Origin of the sequence: Coprococcus sp. AM97-35 (genome assembly GCF_027697525.1) — a bacterium.
GTDB classification, from domain to species: Bacteria; Bacillota; Clostridia; order Lachnospirales; family Lachnospiraceae; genus Allocoprococcus; species Allocoprococcus comes.
In genome coordinates, this window is sequence record NZ_JAQESL010000025.1 from 20,474 (window position 1) to 38,542 (window position 18,069).

28 protein-coding genes and 1 pseudogene are annotated in these 18,069 nt (G+C 40.9%); 23 read left to right on the forward strand and 6 right to left on the reverse strand.

Annotation, left to right across the window (positions count from 1 at the left end; all coding sequences use genetic code 11):
• Positions 1-335 precede the first annotated feature (335 nt).
• The 21 genes from PG840_RS13665 to PG840_RS13765 all read left to right on the forward strand — a co-directional run bounded on the left by PG840_RS13665 (position 336) and on the right by PG840_RS13765 (position 13,486).
• Positions 336-605, forward strand: coding sequence for a hypothetical protein (locus PG840_RS13665; RefSeq protein WP_270613770.1), 270 nt, complete (start codon positions 336-338; stop codon positions 603-605).
• Positions 541-1,974 (forward strand): terminase large subunit, encoded by a 1,434-nt coding sequence (locus PG840_RS13670; protein WP_270613771.1) that lies wholly within the window; start codon positions 541-543, stop codon positions 1,972-1,974. The genes PG840_RS13665 and PG840_RS13670 overlap by 65 nt, the downstream gene beginning before the upstream one ends.
• Positions 1,974-3,407, forward strand: a complete 1,434-nt coding sequence (locus PG840_RS13675; protein ID WP_270613772.1) for a phage portal protein — start codon at positions 1,974-1,976, stop codon at positions 3,405-3,407. Before PG840_RS13670 ends, PG840_RS13675 begins: the two co-directional genes overlap by 1 nt.
• A complete protein-coding gene (locus PG840_RS13680) occupies positions 3,352-4,524 on the forward strand; it encodes a VG15 protein (protein WP_270613773.1) in 1,173 nt (390 codons plus the stop codon). The genes PG840_RS13675 and PG840_RS13680 overlap by 56 nt, the downstream gene beginning before the upstream one ends.
• Entirely contained in the window at positions 4,490-4,714 is a 225-nt protein-coding gene (locus PG840_RS13685) for a hypothetical protein (protein ID WP_270613774.1), read from the forward strand. Before PG840_RS13680 ends, PG840_RS13685 begins: the two co-directional genes overlap by 35 nt.
• A 69-nt stretch (positions 4,715-4,783) precedes the next feature.
• Positions 4,784-5,053, forward strand: coding sequence for a DUF6275 family protein (locus PG840_RS13690; protein ID WP_270613775.1), 270 nt, complete (start codon positions 4,784-4,786; stop codon positions 5,051-5,053).
• A gap of 13 nt (positions 5,054-5,066) precedes the next feature.
• Positions 5,067-5,366, forward strand: a complete 300-nt coding sequence (locus tag PG840_RS13695; RefSeq protein ID WP_270541389.1) for a hypothetical protein — start codon at positions 5,067-5,069, stop codon at positions 5,364-5,366.
• 115 nt (positions 5,367-5,481) lie between these two features.
• The gene (locus tag PG840_RS13700; RefSeq protein ID WP_215633843.1) at positions 5,482-5,928 is read left to right on the forward strand and encodes a capsid assembly scaffolding protein Gp46 family protein; all 447 of its coding nucleotides are present in this window, start codon (positions 5,482-5,484) and stop codon (positions 5,926-5,928) included.
• Between the two features lie 5 nt (positions 5,929-5,933).
• Positions 5,934-6,830, forward strand: a complete 897-nt coding sequence (locus PG840_RS13705; protein WP_270613776.1) for a phage major capsid protein — start codon at positions 5,934-5,936, stop codon at positions 6,828-6,830.
• A 1-nt stretch (position 6,831) separates the two neighbouring features.
• Positions 6,832-7,113, forward strand: a complete 282-nt coding sequence (locus tag PG840_RS13710; protein WP_270613777.1) for a hypothetical protein — start codon at positions 6,832-6,834, stop codon at positions 7,111-7,113.
• A gap of 8 nt (positions 7,114-7,121) precedes the next feature.
• On the forward strand, positions 7,122-7,499 hold the full coding sequence (locus PG840_RS13715) for a Gp19/Gp15/Gp42 family protein (RefSeq protein ID WP_270591281.1): 378 nt from the start codon (positions 7,122-7,124) through the stop codon (positions 7,497-7,499).
• A complete protein-coding gene (locus PG840_RS13720; RefSeq protein ID WP_270613778.1) occupies positions 7,492-7,824 on the forward strand; it encodes a hypothetical protein in 333 nt (110 codons plus the stop codon). Before PG840_RS13715 ends, PG840_RS13720 begins: the two co-directional genes overlap by 8 nt.
• On the forward strand, positions 7,817-8,041 hold the full coding sequence (locus PG840_RS13725; protein WP_117558855.1) for a hypothetical protein: 225 nt from the start codon (positions 7,817-7,819) through the stop codon (positions 8,039-8,041). Before PG840_RS13720 ends, PG840_RS13725 begins: the two co-directional genes overlap by 8 nt.
• Positions 8,022-8,357 carry a hypothetical protein gene (locus tag PG840_RS13730; RefSeq protein ID WP_270246672.1) on the forward strand — a complete coding sequence of 112 codons (336 nt, stop codon included), beginning with the start codon at positions 8,022-8,024 and terminating at the stop codon, positions 8,355-8,357. The genes PG840_RS13725 and PG840_RS13730 overlap by 20 nt, the downstream gene beginning before the upstream one ends.
• Positions 8,358-8,372: 15 nt before the next feature.
• A complete protein-coding gene (locus tag PG840_RS13735) occupies positions 8,373-8,927 on the forward strand; it encodes a phage tail tube protein (protein WP_270613779.1) in 555 nt (184 codons plus the stop codon).
• The gene (locus PG840_RS13740; protein WP_270613780.1) at positions 8,927-9,190 is read left to right on the forward strand and encodes a hypothetical protein; all 264 of its coding nucleotides are present in this window, start codon (positions 8,927-8,929) and stop codon (positions 9,188-9,190) included. Before PG840_RS13735 ends, PG840_RS13740 begins: the two co-directional genes overlap by 1 nt.
• A gap of 185 nt (positions 9,191-9,375) precedes the next feature.
• Positions 9,376-9,573, forward strand: a complete 198-nt coding sequence (locus PG840_RS13745) for a DUF5361 domain-containing protein (RefSeq protein ID WP_270613781.1) — start codon at positions 9,376-9,378, stop codon at positions 9,571-9,573.
• A gap of 1 nt (position 9,574) precedes the next feature.
• Positions 9,575-11,446, forward strand: coding sequence for a phage tail protein (locus PG840_RS13750; RefSeq protein ID WP_270613782.1), 1,872 nt, complete (start codon positions 9,575-9,577; stop codon positions 11,444-11,446).
• Positions 11,443-12,300, forward strand: a complete 858-nt coding sequence (locus PG840_RS13755) for a phage tail protein (protein ID WP_270613784.1) — start codon at positions 11,443-11,445, stop codon at positions 12,298-12,300. The genes PG840_RS13750 and PG840_RS13755 overlap by 4 nt, the downstream gene beginning before the upstream one ends.
• Positions 12,273-13,277 (forward strand): Gp37-like protein, encoded by a 1,005-nt coding sequence (locus PG840_RS13760; RefSeq protein ID WP_270613785.1) that lies wholly within the window; start codon positions 12,273-12,275, stop codon positions 13,275-13,277. The genes PG840_RS13755 and PG840_RS13760 overlap by 28 nt, the downstream gene beginning before the upstream one ends.
• Positions 13,277-13,486 (forward strand): hypothetical protein, encoded by a 210-nt coding sequence (locus PG840_RS13765; RefSeq protein WP_270613786.1) that lies wholly within the window; start codon positions 13,277-13,279, stop codon positions 13,484-13,486. Before PG840_RS13760 ends, PG840_RS13765 begins: the two co-directional genes overlap by 1 nt.
• Before the next feature lie 44 nt (positions 13,487-13,530).
• Here the strand turns inward: PG840_RS13765 and PG840_RS13770 are convergent, their stop codons facing one another.
• The 6 genes from PG840_RS13770 to PG840_RS13795 all read right to left on the reverse strand — a co-directional run bounded on the left by PG840_RS13770 (position 13,531) and on the right by PG840_RS13795 (position 17,404).
• Positions 13,531-15,159 carry a recombinase family protein gene (locus PG840_RS13770; protein WP_117762186.1) on the reverse strand — a complete coding sequence of 543 codons (1,629 nt, stop codon included), beginning with the start codon at positions 15,157-15,159 and terminating at the stop codon, positions 13,531-13,533.
• Positions 15,160-15,238: 79 nt separating this feature from the next.
• Entirely contained in the window at positions 15,239-15,361 is a 123-nt protein-coding gene (locus tag PG840_RS13775) for a hypothetical protein (protein ID WP_002323371.1), read from the reverse strand.
• Positions 15,362-15,782: 421 nt separating this feature from the next.
• Positions 15,783-16,022 carry a helix-turn-helix domain-containing protein gene (locus tag PG840_RS13780; RefSeq protein WP_025487352.1) on the reverse strand — a complete coding sequence of 80 codons (240 nt, stop codon included), beginning with the start codon at positions 16,020-16,022 and terminating at the stop codon, positions 15,783-15,785.
• Entirely contained in the window at positions 16,015-16,443 is a 429-nt protein-coding gene (locus PG840_RS13785; protein WP_008787630.1) for an RNA polymerase sigma factor, read from the reverse strand. The genes PG840_RS13780 and PG840_RS13785 overlap by 8 nt, the downstream gene beginning before the upstream one ends.
• Positions 16,444-16,722: 279 nt before the next feature.
• The gene (locus tag PG840_RS13790; RefSeq protein WP_008787629.1) at positions 16,723-16,947 is read right to left on the reverse strand and encodes a hypothetical protein; all 225 of its coding nucleotides are present in this window, start codon (positions 16,945-16,947) and stop codon (positions 16,723-16,725) included.
• A 31-nt stretch (positions 16,948-16,978) separates the two neighbouring features.
• A complete protein-coding gene (locus PG840_RS13795) occupies positions 16,979-17,404 on the reverse strand; it encodes a hypothetical protein (RefSeq protein ID WP_008787628.1) in 426 nt (141 codons plus the stop codon).
• Between PG840_RS13795 and PG840_RS13800 the strand changes: the two genes are divergently transcribed.
• Positions 17,379-17,663 carry a topoisomerase C-terminal repeat-containing protein gene (locus PG840_RS13800; protein WP_008787627.1) on the forward strand — a complete coding sequence of 95 codons (285 nt, stop codon included), beginning with the start codon at positions 17,379-17,381 and terminating at the stop codon, positions 17,661-17,663. The genes PG840_RS13795 and PG840_RS13800 overlap by 26 nt on opposite strands.
• A 205-nt stretch (positions 17,664-17,868) precedes the next feature.
• Positions 17,869-18,038, forward strand: a pseudogene (locus tag PG840_RS13805) (MLS leader peptide).
• Positions 18,039-18,069: the final 31 nt, after the last annotated feature.

Genomic DNA, 18,069 nt, shown 5'->3' on the forward strand with positions numbered 1-18,069 from the left:
ATGAACCAAGTGACAGTAATCATCCATTGTCTTTCGTAATCGATGAGATTAAACCGGTATCGAGATGGCGTGAGTTCGGTTACAGCTCAAAAGAGGCAGCTGCTCAGGACTGGAACAACCTGCAGGCGGCTCATTACTGCTGTAATGCGGCCAAAAGCAATCGAACATTAAATGAATTATCAAGGTGTCAGCAAAGCCTTAAAACGAACGTTACAGATGGTGCCTGGTGACGGAACCAAAGGGGGGTGGGGAGGGTACCCCGCCACGCGGCGGCGGCGACCACCGCTGTCCAGCGCCGATTTACACACAGGAAAATTTTTGAAAGGTGAATTTAGATGGGAAGAGCTAAGAGAATGGCAACTGTAACAAGCGAGGGAAGCCGCTTGGAACGCTTGGAAAATTTAGCACTGATTCTCGCAAAACAGATTGATATATGCGCGAAAGATGCTGTTGATGGTCCAAAGACAATGCCACAGCTCTCCAGGCAATACAGAGAAACAATCAAAGAAATTGAAGAAATAAAAGGAATGGAGAAAGACGATGACGAAATCGGAGAAATCCTGTCGGCACGAAAAGCTGATGGGAAGCCAGACACCGTCCGATAGAATTGTTCCGGATTACGCTTATACGGATGGCCCCGATGCGGTAAAAGTGCTTGCGGTCGGGAAATTGATTGTGGATCCGTGGCAGAGTGAAGTGCTGAATGATTGGATGGGGCGTACAGAGGATGATGTTTGGTCGGCGCCGACATGTGGCTTATCTGTTCCAAGACAGAACGGGAAAACACTGGATACTTCCGGGCGGATTGCATCCGGAATGATCCTGTATGCAGAATGGGTTATATACACAGCTCATCTGCAGAAAACTGCAACAGAAACCTTTATGGAATTGCGCGGCCTGTTTGAAAGCAGAGGACTCCGTAAGTATGTAAAAGAAATTAAGGCGGCACTCGGAAGAGAACAGATTATTCTAAAAAATGGTGGAAGAGTAGTATTTGTTGCCAGAACAAGGAATGGTGGTCGAGGACTGCATGGCGACTGTCTTGTGTTTGATGAAGCGCAGGAATTGACAAGCGAGCAGCAGGCATCTTTTTTGCCGGCAATATCAGCGTCAAGGAATCCACAGACGATTTATCTTGGAACGCCACCGGATGAAAATTGTACCGGCACAGTATTCCGGAAGATAAGAAAACGGGCAACGGAAGGTGAGAGCAAATCCACAGCCTGGACAGAATATTCTGTGAAAGAGATTGGAGATGTTACTGATCGTCGGAGATGGGCGGAGTGCAATCCGGCATTAGGGCGCAGAATGACAGAAACAACCATAGCTGCAGAGTGTGAGCAGATGGATGCTGACACATTTGCAAGAGAGCGTCTTGGCTGGTGGTCGCCAATCAATAATGATCAGGATTATGCAATTGATAAGAAGAAATGGGAAGCGTGTGTTTCGGAAAAAGAAAAGCCGGAAGGGAAAACTGCTTATGGCGTAAAGTTTTCTTCTGATGGTTCGGCGGTAGCATTATGCGGAGCTGTCTGTCCGGATGCAGGGAAAGCGAGAATTTCACTGATCGAGCTAAAAGCAACTGACAGAGGAATCCAGTGGCTTGCGGACTGGCTGAATCAGAGATACAAGATGGCAAGCTGTGTGGTGATCGATGGAAGAAATGGAGTTGACTTCCTGATAGAGAAGATAACACCGGTGTGGAAATATAAGCAGTCAATTGTTCGGCCGGCAGCAAAAGAAGTGATAGCAGCGGCGAGTCAGCTATCACAGGAAATCAATGAACAGACTGTAACATGGTATAAATACCAAGAGATACTGAATGAGTCAGCAATTACGTCTGTAAAAAGACCGATTTCCGGTGGCTGGGGATTTGGTGGAGAAAACTCAATCCCGATTGAAGCAGCAGCACTTGCACTCTGGGGATGCCGGACATCGAAACGAAATCCGAGCAGAAAGATGAGGATAGGATAATGGAGTTAAATTTTGGAAGAGTAGAAGGATTACCACCGGAAGAACAACAGTGGCTTCAGGAATTGAAATACATATATGATTATCACAGAAGTGCAAATAGGAAAAAGCGCCGTTATTATAACGGAAAAGTCACACTGAATGAAGTGAATCTTGGGATTGCATTGCCAGCAGGTCTTGGAAAACTTGAGATTGGATGTGCCTGGGGAGCAAAAACCGTTGATGTACTTGCGGGAAGATCGATGTTTGATGGGTTTGTTACAGAAAATGGAACGAAGTCAGAAGATATGGATCAGATTATGAAAAGGAATCATTTGATAGCGGAATACAATAAAGCGGTCAAAGAAGAACTGAAATACGGTTGTACATTTGCGGCGGTATCCGGAGAGAAAGATGATGCAAGAGTACGGTTTTACTCTCCGCATTGTGCTGCAGCTTCGTGGAATGCACACGAAGGACGCATCCGATGTGGATTTGCCTTTGAAGATGCGCGAAGAGACGAGTCGGATGTTACATGGTCTCCGGAACATGTAAATTTCTATACAGACACAGACATCTGGGAACTGGATCGGATTGGAGGTGCATGGTATGCTACGCAGAATCCCCATGATTTCGGAGAACCCCTTATGGTGGCTCTGATCTGGGACGCAACAAACGATAAACCATTTGGTCAGTCAAGGCTAAAAGAGCCGGTCCGCAGACTAATCCAGGGATATGTAAGAACAGTCGCAAATGCAACGATTGGACTGGAATTTGCCACTTCTCCACAGAAATATCTGCTCGGGGTGTCAGATGAACAATATGATATGTTGATTGATAATAAATTCAAACAGTATGTTGGAAGTATTCTCTACAGTACCAATAATCCGGAGACTGGGGAAAAGCCGAATTTCGGGCAACTTTCGCAGGGAAATATTGAACCACATGTTCAGATGCTCCGGATGCTTGCCACGCAGTATTCAGCGGCAACGGGATTGGCGGTTACGGATGTTGGTGTGATAAATGATGCAAATCCGACTTCCAGTGAAGCAATTATTGCACAGTCACAGACCTTGATCCTTATGGCAGAACAGTTGAATAAATCAAATGGTGATGCATTGTATCGGATTGGACGGATGGCACTTGCAATTGAACTTGGAACGATTCCGGATGAGCTTCCGGAAGAAACACATGAGCTGATTGCACATTTTAAGAATCCGGCAATGCCAAGCGTGGCATCTACTACAGATGCAGCACTCAAAATTGCGACAGCGCGACAAGGATTTGCACAGACAGATATTTTCCTTGAAATGATTGGTTTTGATCAGGCGGATATCCGGCGAATCAGAGCGCAGGAACAGAGAGCAAAAGGAGATGCTATCTTGACGGAGGAATTTGGAAATGCAGATAACGGAGAAGGCGTGGGTGGAATACATAACGAAGATGTCACAGATTAGCCAGAAAGCAGCGGATCTGATGCAGTCCTGGGTTCAAAAGAATGGACTGGAAAATGATAAAGCACTTTTGGAATACGCCTATGCACTGTCACAACACTATGGACAGGCTATCGGTGCATTATCGTGTCAGATGTATGAAGCGACAGCAGCGGCACAGGGAGTAATAGTCCCTACGGCAGAAGTAGCAGATCTCCCGGACTATGGGGAAGTGGCGAAAGCAATAAAAGGAACAAAAAGGCAGTCTCCGAACAATATTCCCGGAACGCTTGCAAGGCTTGTAAAACAGGTAGGTGCAGATACGACACTGAAAAATGCAGAGCGTGACGGGGCACAGTTTGCCTGGGTGCCACATGGGGACACCTGTGCTTTCTGCATTACGCTTGCGTCAAGAGGATGGCAGTATAGGTCAAAAAAGGCGTTACGGAACGGACATGCTGAACACATTCATGCACATTGTGATTGTGAGTATGCGGTCCGGTTTGATGGAAAAAGCACAGTGGCAGGCTATGATCCGGATAAATATCTGGAAGAATATTACGATGCCAACGGGGATATCAATGAAATGCGGAGAAAGCGATATGCACAGAATAAAGATGTGATCAATGCGAGAAAACGAGAATTATACGCAAGTAAAAAAGCGGAAAAACTTGAAAAATTGAGGCGGTCTGATATACTGATATCAGGAGCGAGAATCACAGATCTGAATAGTGCAGAAGCTGATGAATTTGCGGAGATGTACTATGAAGAGATTAGACATTTTTCAACTGATTCAAAGAAAATAGCAGATAATCTCGGTAAGGAAGAATCTGACATAAGAAAAATTAAGGCATATTTATTTGAAGATGATTCTTTGATAGATCCGGATACGGGAGAAAGCAGGCAGTTTGATCCAGATTGCGCGATTGCACAGAGCTGGCAACGCTTGATGAATGGAAAAGACATTAAACTTCATGACAAAACTTTGATAGAGCATGAGTTGTTGGAAATGAAAATTAAGCAAGAAAATCCGGGCATAGATCATGTAAAAGCACATGAATTGGCATCGGAAAAATATAATTATCCGAAGGAGGCGCTGGAATATTATGGTAATCTTAAAAAACATAAAAAAAGTCAGTGATAGTATTTCGGCAAGTTACTATCCAGAAGGAAAAGAGCCGGCAGGTTTTATGAAAATACGAATTCCGGAAGGAGAGATTGTAGAACATGAAAATGCAAGCATGTTTGCAGCACCACACGTGAGGCGAGAACTGAAACGGATTGCGAAGATGGATAATCCACCAAAAGAAAAAACGGTAATATGGTATTAAAAGCCACTGATCGGAAACGGTTGGTGGTATTTTTATACTCATTTTTAAGAAAGGACAAGGTGAAAAAATATGATTATCACAGGAATGGCGCATTTTGAGAGTGTTGCACAGAAGAAACTTGTTGAATGGTACCACAAGAACAAACCAGAGGTTCAGATCGATCTCGGAAATGTATTCGTAGTATGGTCGTGCAAAACACTTCAGAATTATAAGTGCCTTGCATCAACCACTATCAGCGGAGATGGTATCTATGCCGAATACACCTATAACGGTGACAAGCAGGAACTTTATGAGGATGTATACGGTAAAATAACAAATACATGTCACACAGAAGAATAGGAGGTACAAATCTATGAAGAAATTGTTTATTTCACAGCCAATGAGAGGAAAGTCTGATGAAGATATTCTGACAGAGCGTAAGAAAGCAATCGAGAGTGCAGAGAAGGCGATTGGCGAGCCAGTAGAAGTGATTGATTCATTCTTCCAGGAAGCACCGGTAGATGCAAAGCCACTGTGGTTCCTTGGAAAATCTCTGGAACTTTTAGCAGGTGCAGATATCGCATATTTTGCGAAAGGATGGCAAGATGCAAGAGGATGTAGAATCGAGCACACTTGTGCTGTTGAGTATAACATTGATCGAATCGAACCGTAGGAAGGCGGTGATCCAGATATCTCCCTTTAAGGCGCAGGGTTACGCGTCTTATTTTTATGGCAACACGTGCCTTAAACGTGGCAACTAAAAACACTCAAATCAGGAGGGGAACAAGATGGCAGATGACAAAACATTTACTCAGGCAGAAATGGATTCAATCATAGAGGGACGCCTTGCGAGAGAAAGACAGAAATATGCAGATTATGATGACCTGAAAGAAAAGGCAAGTAAGTACGATGAGTACCAGGCGCAGAATAAAACGGAACTTCAGAAGGAAAAAGAAAAGTCCGATGCGCTTCAGGCAAGATTAAGCGCACTTGAAAAGAAAGACACTGTAAGACAGGTAAGAGAAAAAGCAGCAAAAGACACTGGTGTACCGGTAGAATTACTGACAGGGGAAGATGAGGAAACCTGTAAAAAACAGGCAGAAGCGATTATGAAATTTGCGAAGCCGAAGAGTTATCCGGGGACTAAGGGGAACAGAAAAAAGACAACAGAGTACAACTCAACGGATGATGCAATGAGGGAATTTGCACATCAGATTTTTGGTAAAGGAGAATAAAGAATATGGCAGCACTTATTAGTTCAGATTTTGAAATTCCGGCAGAGATTTCGCAGGGGATTTTTGAAAAAGCACAGAAAGGATCTACTCTGGCGCAGTTATCCGGAGCAAGACCGCAGAAATTTGGAAAGCAGCAGGTATGGGTACTTACATCGCCACCGAAAGCAGAACTCGTAGGAGAGGCAGGGCAGAAATCGCCAACCCCAACTGCATATGCTTCTAAAACAGTAAATCCGTTCAAACTGCAGGTTACCATGAGATTTTCGCAGGAAGTACAGTGGGCAGACGAAGATGTACAGATTGGCGTACTGCAGGATCTGGCGTCAAATGCGTCAATCGCACTGGGAAGAGCATTGGATCTTGTTGGAATTCACAAAATCAATCCGCTTACAGGAACGGTATCAAGCCTTGTAAAAGAAGGGCTGGTTGACACGAAACAGAGTGTGCAGCTTGCAGGCACAAAGTATGATGAAGCAATCGAGGCGGCAGCAGGAATGATCATCTCATCTGGTTATGTACCGAGTGGTATTGCAATGGATCCAACACTTTCCTTTGGCCTTTCCACTATGAGGGATGCGAATGGAAGAAAGATTTATCCGGAAATTGGATTCGGACAGAATCTGACAAATTTTGCCGGAATGACTGCGGCAGTATCTGATACAGTTTCTGCAAAAAATGAAATCACACCGGATACGAAGTTACTTGGAATCGTAGGACAGTTTGATGCGTTCAGATGGGGAGTGCAGAGATCAATTGGCGCTCACTTGATCGAATACGGTGATCCGGATGGACTTGGAGACCTGCAGAGACAGAATCAGATCGCAATTCGTGCAGAAATTGTATATGGAATTGGAATAATGGATCAGGCAGCATTTACAAAGATCGTGAAGGCGGAAGGGTAATATGAAATATTTATACAAACAAACTGGAATAGTAGTGGAGTCTGACAATGTGTTAGACTCCACAATGTTTAAGCTGATTATTGAAGAAAAAACCGAGGATTTGATCGAGGATAGCGAAACAGAAACAGGAGTTGCAGAAGCCGAAAATACAGAAGAACCTGTGGAAGAACTCGAAGAACCGACAGAAGACTCAGTGATTCCAGATATAGAAGAACCAGTCGAAGCAAAGAAAGAGGCATCAGCTAAGAACACCAGAAAGAGAACGCAAACAGCGAAAAAGTAGGTGATACAATGATATACGCATCAATCGAGGATATTTGGAGACGAAAAGGAACAGATATTTCGGATACAGATTATGTAACGGCACTCTTAGAGGATGCAGCGATCATCATTGATGCATATAACCGCAATGCTACAGACGAGGCAAAGAAATTAGTGTCATGCAACATGGTTATTCGGACGCTCGGAAGCAGAGAGGAAGGTGTACCTATTGGAACGACACAGACAACTACGACAGCAATGGTATATTCGCAGACCTGGACAAATGCAAATGGAAGCGGCGAATTGTATCTGACTAAATTGGATAAGAAAATCCTTGGTGTCGGGAATCGAATTGGCTATTTTAATCCATATTCGGATTTGATGCAGGAGGAAGAGGCTAATGATTAAAGGAATACCGGTGAAGCTTTACGAACGGACCGCAAGTGGGACAGATACATTCGGACATCCGATATATACAGAGGCACCTGTGACCGTGGAAGACGTGTTGGTTGCTCCGGCATCGACAACAGAAGTGCTGGATATGCTTAATATTACTGGAAAAAAAGCAGTCTACAATATCGCGATTCCAAAAGGAGATACGCATACCTGGCAAGACTGCAGAGTGGATTTTTTTGGTACATCATGGCGGGTAATTGGATTCCCTCAGCAAGGAATTGAAGAAAATATTCCTGGAAGATGGAATCAGAGATGGATGGTAGAGTGTTATGGCTAAAACGAAAGTTGAGTTAAATCGATCCGGTGTAAGAGAGTTAATGAAATCTGCAGAGATGCAGGCGATTTTACTGGAACAGGCAAATCAAATATCATCCGATGCAGAAAAAGAGTCGTATGTTGCGCAAACGAGAGCGGTTGTAAAAATAAATGGAGATGATGGAAACAACAGCTTGTTGAAAGCGATGGGTAGAAAAAATGATCGAAGAAAAGGTTAGAAAATATCTGGAAGCCATGCTTGATATTCCGGTAAGGATGGAAGAAGAGCCGGGACTTCCAGAGGAATATATCCTAATTGAAAAGACTGGATCCGGTGAAGAAAATCATATTGCATCAGCAACTCTTGCAATCCAGTCTTATTCAGGATCCCTTTATGGGGCGGCATCACTCAATGAAAGAGTGAAAGAAGCAATGGAAAAAATTGTTGAAATGGATGATATCAGTAAGTGCCAGCTTAACAGCGACTACAACTATACGGATACAACAAGGAAGAAATATCGGTATCAGGCTGTATATGATATGGTTCATTTCTGATGAAGGAGGATAAAAATGTCAGATGCTAAAAATGTAAGTACAGGCAAGCCGAAAGTAGGCGGCGCGATTTTTAGAGCACCGCTCGGAACAACATTGCCAACAGATGCAACCACAGCATTAGATGCAGCATTTAAGTCACTTGGATATTGTTCGGAGGATGGACTCACTAATTCTAATAGTCCGGAAACTGACAACAAAAATGCTTGGGGCGGCGACACTGTATTGAATATGCAGACCAGTAAGAAAGATAATTTTAAGTTTACGATGATCGAAGCCTTGAATGTAGAGGTCCTGAAGAGCGTTTACGGAGATGATAATGTTACCGGAACACTTGAGGAAGGGATTACGGTAAAAGTAAATGCAGATGAAGCGGAACAGAATGCGTGGGCTGTAGATATGATTCTGAAAGACGCAGTGAAGCGTATCGCTATTCCGTGTGCAAGCATTACGGAAGTCGGAGACATTGTATATAAGGACGATGATGCGATTGGATACGAGATAACGTTATCGGCAGTACCGGATGCGGACGGACAGACACATTACGAATATATTAAGAGGAATAAGAAATAATGAAGGGAAAAACAAGCAGTGGTTTTGAGTATGAGTTAGATGAAGCGGCGTTGGATGATTATGAACTTCTGGAAGATCTATGTGAAATGGATGAAGGAGACATGACAAAAACAATCAGCGTATTAAACCGTCTTCTTGGAACAGAACAGAAAGAACGTTTGAAAGAACATTTACGAATGGAGAACGGAAGGGTACCGGCGTCGAAAATGATGAATGAAATTGGAGAAATTTTCGGAAATGTAAAAGAAGGAAAAAACTCTTAGCCCTCGCCTACATGCTTAATTTAGATAAGGACGCACTTTTGTGCGATCTTGCAGAAACATATCGTATTTATGACTATAAGTCGTTACCGTGCAGAATGGTAGCGACTTTTTCTTGTGGGTTGAGGGAAAATTCAAGAATCAAAATGAAAATGGCAGGGATAGATCCTATACCGGAACAAATTCTTATGACAGCTATTGCGGATGGAACACGTATGACCGCTTGGTTACAATCCGAGGATGGAGCGACTGGGAAAAACCGTCCGAAGTCATTGCTTGGAATGATCATAGGTGATGGAACGGAAAAATCCAAAGAAATTCAGACGTTTGATTCTGGAGAAGATTTTGACAGAGAATGGGCGAGATTGACGGGAAAGGAGGGATAAGATGGCTACGGAACTTGCAAAAGCGTATGTGCAGATCATACCATCGGCGGTAGGAATTCAGGGAAGAATTAAAAAAGAAATAGAGCCGGAAGCAGACTCAGCCGGAAGTTCTTTTGGCGGGAAAATGGTTGGCATGATCAAAAAGGTTATTGCCGCAGCAGCAATCGGGAAAGCTCTGTCAGCAAGCATCAGTGAAGGCGCAGCACTCGAACAGAGTCTTGGTGGAATTGAAACATTATTTAAAGATTCTGCCGATAAAGTGAAAGCAAATGCGGCAAAAGCCTACCAGACAGCAGGAATGAGTGCAAATGACTACATGGAACTAACTACAAGCTTTTCAGCGAGCCTTCTTAGTTCCCTTGCTGGCGACACCTCCAAAGCTGCAGATGTGGCAGATATGGCAATGGTAGATATGTCTGATAATGCGAATAAGATGGGAACCAATATGGAAGACATCAAAAATGCATATCAGGGATTTGCCAAACAGAACTATACAATGCTGGACAACCTGAAGCTTGGATATGGTGGTACGAAGTCGGAGATGGAGCGTCTCTTGGCAGATGCACAGAAAATCAGTGGCGTGGAATACAATATTGATAATCTATCAGATGTCTACAGTGCAATTCATGTGATCCAGGGACAGTTGGATATTACCGGGACGACAGCCAAAGAAGCGGCAACGACTATATCAGGATCATTTAATCAGATGAAAGCAGCGGCCAAAAACGTAATGGGAGAAATTGCTCTGGGAATGGATGTGGGACCGGCACTTAATGAACTGGCTAATACGATTATAACATTTGCAGTTGGGAATTTGCTTCCAGCAGTATGGAATGTTATTTCCGCGTTGCCATCAGCGATCATTACGTTTGTAACGGCGCTTGGTCCTCAGCTATTCGCTGCTGTGTCCGGATTGATTCCACAAATTGCAAGCGGAATCACAACAGGAATACCGACTCTTTATCAGAGCGCAATGCAGCTTATGGATCAGTTTAATATCGGAATCCAGGAGCAACTCCCGATCTTGTTGCAGAAGGGTGTGGATTTCATAACAAACATTGTGAATGGAATCTTGCAAAATTTACCGCAAGTAATAACGATGGCGGGCAATGTTATTACATATTTTGCCAACACAATTATCTCGATGCTTCCAACAATATTGAGTGCTGGTGCAAGATTACTTTTAAGATTGGTAAATGGAATTATAAATAATCTGCCACAAATTGCTCAGGCTGCAGCAACTGCAATTGTGCGTTTTGTAGCGTCAATTGGACAGAATCTTCCACAGATTCTTCAGAGTGGTATTACGATTATCGCTAAGCTGGCAGCAGGCTTGATACGTGCTATTCCGAATTTGGTTGGACAGATACCGGCAATTATCAGCGCAATTGTGAATGCTTTTACGAGCCAGAACTGGGGAAGTATTGGAATCAATATCATAAGCGGTATCGCATCCGGACTTCGTTCGGCGGCACATATGCTATGGGATGCTGTAAAAGGTGTTCTTGGTGGATTTAAAGAAAATGTTCTGGCATTCTTCGGAATTCACTCACCGTCACGTTGGGGAGCTTATGTTGGAGAGATGATCGATACCGGAATTGCGAATGGATTGATTGGCAAGACAACATTAGTATCCAATGCAGCAGCAGAGCTTCAGAAGTCTGTAAAAAAACCAATTGGAACAAGTATGGACCTTACAATTTCTGGCAAAAGCAGCACTGAAAGTCAGAACAGCACGATTGCAGAGAAGCTGGAAGCATTACTGGAATATTTAAAAACAACATCCAGACGTGGAGACGGCAGTATAGTTATAAATTTAAATGACAGAGAAGTAGCAAGAGCTTTGAGAGAAATGGGGGTTGTGTTTGAATGATCGAGATTAAATATGTATGTTCCAATGGAGAAGAATACAATCTGATCGGAGACAAAATGAGAGCAACCTCCGGATATTTCCATGCTTATGAGTGGAAACCCAATACAACAGAAAGAGAAATGGGTGTAACGGTGAATGCTTTTGAAAAAGAACCGGTGACGTATGATATTACTCTTACCGTGAGAGGCAAAGAAAAAGAAAGAAAGCAGATCCTTAATAAGCTTACGAATGCTTTTGAATACGATGTGGTCAATCTGACTCCAGGAAGAATTTACTATGGCGAATACTACATTGATGGATATGTAAAAAAATCAAGCAATGAAGTATCGAGTGAAAATAATAGTCGTACAGATTGCAAGATAGAAATATACTGCCCGTATCCATTCTGGTCGATGGAGCAACAGGAAAGCTTTTATCCGGATTCTGCAAATAAAGGAAAGCCATATACATTCTTAGACTATCCGATAACGTATAATTATGATTATTCAAGAAAGAGTGCCGGAACGCAGAACTGGATTATCGATCATTTCCGAGATAATAACTTTGAAATGGTAATATATGGTCCATGCGCTGATCCAAGAATACTGATAAACGGTTATCCTTATCAGATTTATGAGACGTTAGAAGCAGGTGAATATATATTAATCGCCAGCAGAGAGAAGACGATCACAAAACATCTGAGAAATGGAACTGTGCAAAATATTTTCGCAAAAAGAGCGAAAGACAAAAGTGTATTTACACTGATTCCGTCTGGCGTACTGATTATTAACTGGAGTGGTGAATTCGGCTTTGATATTAAGGTATACAAAGAAAGGAGCGTGCCGGAATGGAACTGGTCTATACGGATCCGATAGGCAAAGAGCTCGGATATATCTTAAATGCAAATGTAGACATGGAAATCGGAGAAGATGAGAAAAGCTCAATCAATGATTTTGAGATCGAATTTAAGAGATCCGGTTGGAATGGTACGGTTGAGTTCGGAAGTCAGGTGTATGTTCCGGACACAGAGTATGGCGGAATAGTTCGAGAGGTAACTACAAGCACAAAAGCGAATAGTATCACCGTAAAGGGATATACTTGGCGCGGAATGATGACGAAAAAAATAATCAAGCCGGAAAAAGGACAGGATTATGCGATAGCATCCGGAGAAATAAATGAAATCATCAAAGGAAAAGTAGAAGAAGCATTTCCAGGCTTTTTCTACGGAGTTGTTGAAGATACAGGCATTCAGTTAACGAACTATCAGTTTGACCGATATTGTACGCTACATGAAGGTTTAAGGAAGATGCTGCAATCCGTAGGTTACCGCTTGGAAATCAAGTATATTCAAGGCGATAAATACGAAATGGGCTATGTTCAAGTAAGAGCTGTTCCTATCGTAGATTATTCATCGGAATACGAATTTTCAAACGATCAGAACATGAATTTTACGATGGATGACAACAAAAGAGGCGTGAATCACTTAGTATGCCTTGGAAAAGGAGAGTTAAAAGACCGCCTGGTTATCCATTTGTATGTCGACGAAAAGGGAAACGTAGGACAAACGCAGTACTATCGAGGAATTGATGAAATCGAAGAAACTTACGATAGCTCCGGATCAGAATACGATGACCTACTCAAAAATGGAATTGCGAAACTTACAAATTCCAAGAATAAGACAGAATATGACATGACGATGGAGAAAATAGAAGGAAGTATGGATATTGGAGACATCGTTGGTGGCCGAGATTATCTAACCGGTGCCAGCATGAAGAAGCCGATCGGAAGGAAGATATGGACGATTTCAGCTGGCAAAGAAAAAGTAGAGTATAAATTGGAAGGAGAGTCTTAATGGATATAATTACAGGATATACCGGAAGTCCACATGTTACTGCAGAACAGGACAGAGATATCAATATTGGAATTTTTGGAAATGAATCTTATGTGTTGCAAACAGGATCACAGTTGACTGCGGAAGTATCGTCAAACAATGAGATTAAAGTAAGAGACGGTGTGATCATGCATCAGGGGTGTGCTGATTGTAGTTTACGCAAATTGTGATATGTATTCCCCAATATATATGGGGAGTTAGAAATGTATTGAGATTAGATAGCCTTTTTCTCCAAGTCCTCACAGTAAACGCTTGAAAATAAATGTTCCAGTTCATTTCCGAAGTTGTATGAGATTTTAAGTTTGTGGTTTTCATAAACTGTTATCTGGTCTATCATTTCCACAATAATATCTCTGTCTAATTCTTCAATGTCTTTCAGTTCCAACAACCGCCTTAACCACGGTGTTTCAAAAACATCTTCTGTTACACTTTCCTTTTTCTTTTCTTCCAGCGTTTCAATCTGTTTGGAGTAAAGCGTTTCTTTTTGTTGATAGTCCTCTCGATAAGAAAGAAATTCTTCTTTAGAAATCAGTTCGTCTTTGTAATCTTCATAAATTGACTTTTTCAACTTCTTCACTCTTTCAAGCTCTGCTTTTAACTTTGTCAGTTCTATGTCTGTTGATTTTCTGATTTTTATTGCTGTGAAAGATTGTGATTTTACAAGTTCCTGCAAGTTCTCTACATTGCGGATAATCTGCTTTAAATCTCCCAGCACAATATCATTCAATACTTGAAACGGGAGCGTGTGCGGAGTGCAATAATCTTTTCCACTTCTTTTGTAAGTTCCACAATAAAATGAATAGGACTTACTTCCGTCAGCACGTCGCCAGAAATTTTTCATCATTGCCCGACCACAATCGCCACACTTGATAAAACCTGCAAAGATATTTTTATTTGTTTCTAAATCAATATCCCTATGTTTTTTCGTCAGCAGTTTTTGTACCTTATCCCACAGTTGACGGTCTATAATCGGTTCATGTGTATTTTCAACCCTTATCCAGTTTGCTTTCTCAACTGGACGCTGTTTGCTTCTCATACGTTGATGTTTCTTTCCTTGTACCATATTTCCAATATAAAGCTCATTTTGTAACATCACTTTAATCGTGGAATACGTCCAATAAGAAGTTTTCTCTAAACGATTGCAATTTTTGTAATTTTCGCCGTTGAGCTTTTTATATTCCGACGGACAAAGGATACCCTCTGCATTTAGTATTTTGGCAATGCTTTGTTTTCCTATTCCTTGTGCATACATAGTAAATACTCTTTTTACAACTTCGGACGCATATTCATCAATCACAAGTTTATTTTTATTTGCAGGAGATTTCTTATAACCATAACTTGTAAAAGCTCCGATAAATTCTCCTGCTTTCTGCTTTGATTTTACAGTCGCTTGAATTTTATTAGAAATATCTCTGGCATACTGCTCGTTGAATATATTTTTAATAGGAAGTAACATATCGTATGCCTGCTTCATACTATCAATATTATCTGTTACAGAAATAAAACGAACATTAAGCTCTGGAAATATTCTTTCCAAATATCGCCCCGTATCAATGTAATCTCGTCCGAAACGGGAAAGGTCTTTTACAACAACACAACTTACCTTGTTATCTTCAATGTCAGCAATCATTCTATGAAAGTCTGGTCTATTGAAATTCGTTCCCGTAAAACCGTCATCAATATAAACATCATATAAGATAAAGTCATCATGCTTGTTCACATATTCTGTTAAAAGTTTTCTCTGATTTCCTACACTATCGCTTTCTTCCTTATCTCCGTCCTCTCGTGATAATCTGATATAAATAGCCACGTTAAATAAGTTTGAACCTTTTTGATAAATCATTTTTCCACCTATTCAACTGCCGTACCTATGATAATATTATACCATAAAGTACGGCTTCTTTCCATTGTTTTCAAGGGTTTTACCCTCTTGATAGTCCTTTTTTTACATGAGATTTCACGATACGGACAAGCAATTCCTCTACGGAAAATTTACCTAAAAATTCCCGTTCTACGATATATTGTGCAGGTTCTTTTTTAGCCAAGTTATCAGCCCCCTTAGTCAGCTATCTATTCTCAACATACGCACATAGGCTTATCCAATATGCGTGTTTTTCACAATGTTACAGAAGCAGACAGACGGCTTTGGAAAGCTCCGTTAGTATCTCAACTATTCCCATTCTTGTGGGCAGAACCGCACCATGCGGACGTATCATTATTCTGTGAGGATAGGTCGTGGCAAAACGACTTTTCCAACAGTCGCTCTCGGATCACTGCGTGGGTCGCTCGCTTTCTTTTGAAAAGGTCGTGGCGTACAGTCCCCGTGGCTCGCTATCTCACAAACGTATCTGTCTGCTTTATTCAGTTGTCAAAGAGCTGTGGCGAAAGCGTGTTGCTTTCATGTAAAAGCAGGGGCAGAGCAGGAAAGAGGGGATTGAACAAATCATGCTCTGCGGTTACTGCTTGTTATTCTTCGGTTTCTAAAGGAATATCAAAGTCCAAAATCATTTTGATAAGTGCTTCTCTGATACGTCCTTTTAATTCCATGTCTACGACTATGCAGACATTACCATATTTGTCGTAGAACGGACGCAAACAACATTTTGATATGTACGGGTCATACAACGCCAGTATCTTTTCAATCGCATTTACGTTGCCGTCCACAGCCGACGAAATAAGGTAAAATGACGGGCGTGTGTTATTCATCATTCATGTTCTCCTTTAATTTTTTCTTGATTTCTTCAAGTGAGTTCTTCCTACTGCGGAACGACGTTGAACGGTTAATCTTTAATCTGTCGCCGATTTCTGTATCGCTCATGCCTAAGAAGAAATACATCAACAAGATTTCTCTGTCTTTTTCAGACAGATACTTAATCGCTTCTGCTAAATCATCATCAAGGACACGAACCTCAATACCACATACATCAAAGGCGGTATAATCGCTTTCGTATTCGTCCCAGACTGCCAGCTTTTCTACGACGATTTCTGGAAGTTCACAATAGGAAATTTCCTTATTTCTTCGTCGCTTTAATTCTTTGCGATAATTACGGACAATGCCTTTCACTACACGTTTGAGCTTGCAGTCAAATTGACATTGTATTGTCTTTTGGAAGTCCGACGGTTTCATATCATCACACCCCCTTTCCGTTATGACGTGAAAAGTGTTTATCCCTCTTTCCGCACCATATCTGTACAGCAAGGTGTGATTTGTTGCATGATTTTGAAAAAAAATGAAAAAATTTTTTCGGGTACAAAAAAAGCCCGCACAAAACATATAGTCTGTACGAGCTATTAAAGCTGTGAGATATTCAGTTGTTAATAAAATGCTGTTAGGTAGTGTATGACCGTATAAGATTATGCTTAAAACTTTCCATGACACAAGCCCCCTTACAGCACTTGATTTCTATTAAACTTTTGTCTTTTTTGTAATCTTGTAAATATATTCTTCTGGAGTAGGGCGTTTATTTCCAAAATACTTTCTGAAATTCTCCTGCACTTCTGGGTCGGTGCTGTTCATAGCTTCATCAATCGTCGCTTCAATATCAGCTCGAACATCAGCTAATGACACACCGCCAGCTTTTGCACCAGCTTTCAATGCTTTTTTAATATCTCGTTTTTTAAGTCCTATCATAGTATTACCTCGTCACAATTTACTGAATGTTTTAGAAATGTTTTTCAAAATGCTTATATAGAATAATCCCTAAAAATGTTTGCAGTAGGAATAAACCAAATATAATGCCTATAATCCATGCTTCAATATGAAGTAACGCAAGTACAAAAGCAACAAACAAGTACACGAAAGTCATTAACTGATATACTAAAGAACCAGCTTTCATTCTTAAAAATATTTTTCTTTCATCAACATTATTGATGTGATTTTCTCTATTTATATTTTGTAATTTTTCTTTATTTTTTGGCATTTCATAATAACAAATTTTCAATAATTGAACACCAGAAGCAAAAGCTAAACCGAACCCCATTGCGTAAAAAAGTGTAGCGTAATAATCAGTATCAATAACGAAATATCCAAAACATATAAAGATTATACCTATAATAATCTCAATGATAAATGATAATTTTTTCTTCATTGTTAATTCCACCTTTCAAAAGACTACATTTTCTGTATTAAAAAAATCGTTTTATGGTTGTTCAAATTATCCTGAATGTAAGTTTACTTTAGCTGAACATTTTAGAAAGAAAAAACTAACCAAAACGAATGTAAAAGAATTACTGGAGGGAAAAGAAACCCTGGTAAAAGGAATCAAAAACAAAGAGAAAAAGCCCTACAATGCCGTTGTAAAAATTGGGGAAAAGGGATATATTGATTTTATATCTTTCTCAAAATAAACATAAAAGCCCTTTAAAGAGGGCTTTTATATATTAATCACAAATCACTTATCACAAATCACTTATCACAAATCACAAGTGATTTGTGATTGTTGATGATAAAATAAGAATAAGAAGAAATAGAAAGAAGTGAGTGATTGTGGGAAATTTAGGCGCACAAAAAGAAAAACGAAATGATACACCAATCAGTGCAAAAAAAGATATAATGGGAGATAAGACGGTTCGTGTTCGTGCTGACTTGCACCATATCATAAAAATCGAAACAGCAAAGAATGGCGGAAACGTAAAAGAAGTTATGGAAATAAGACTTAGAAGCAAACTTAAGAGTGTGTTGATATTGCAGTATCTTAAAATTTTGTGTATAATAGGAATTGAAGTTAAATTAGTATAGAATAAATTAAATTTC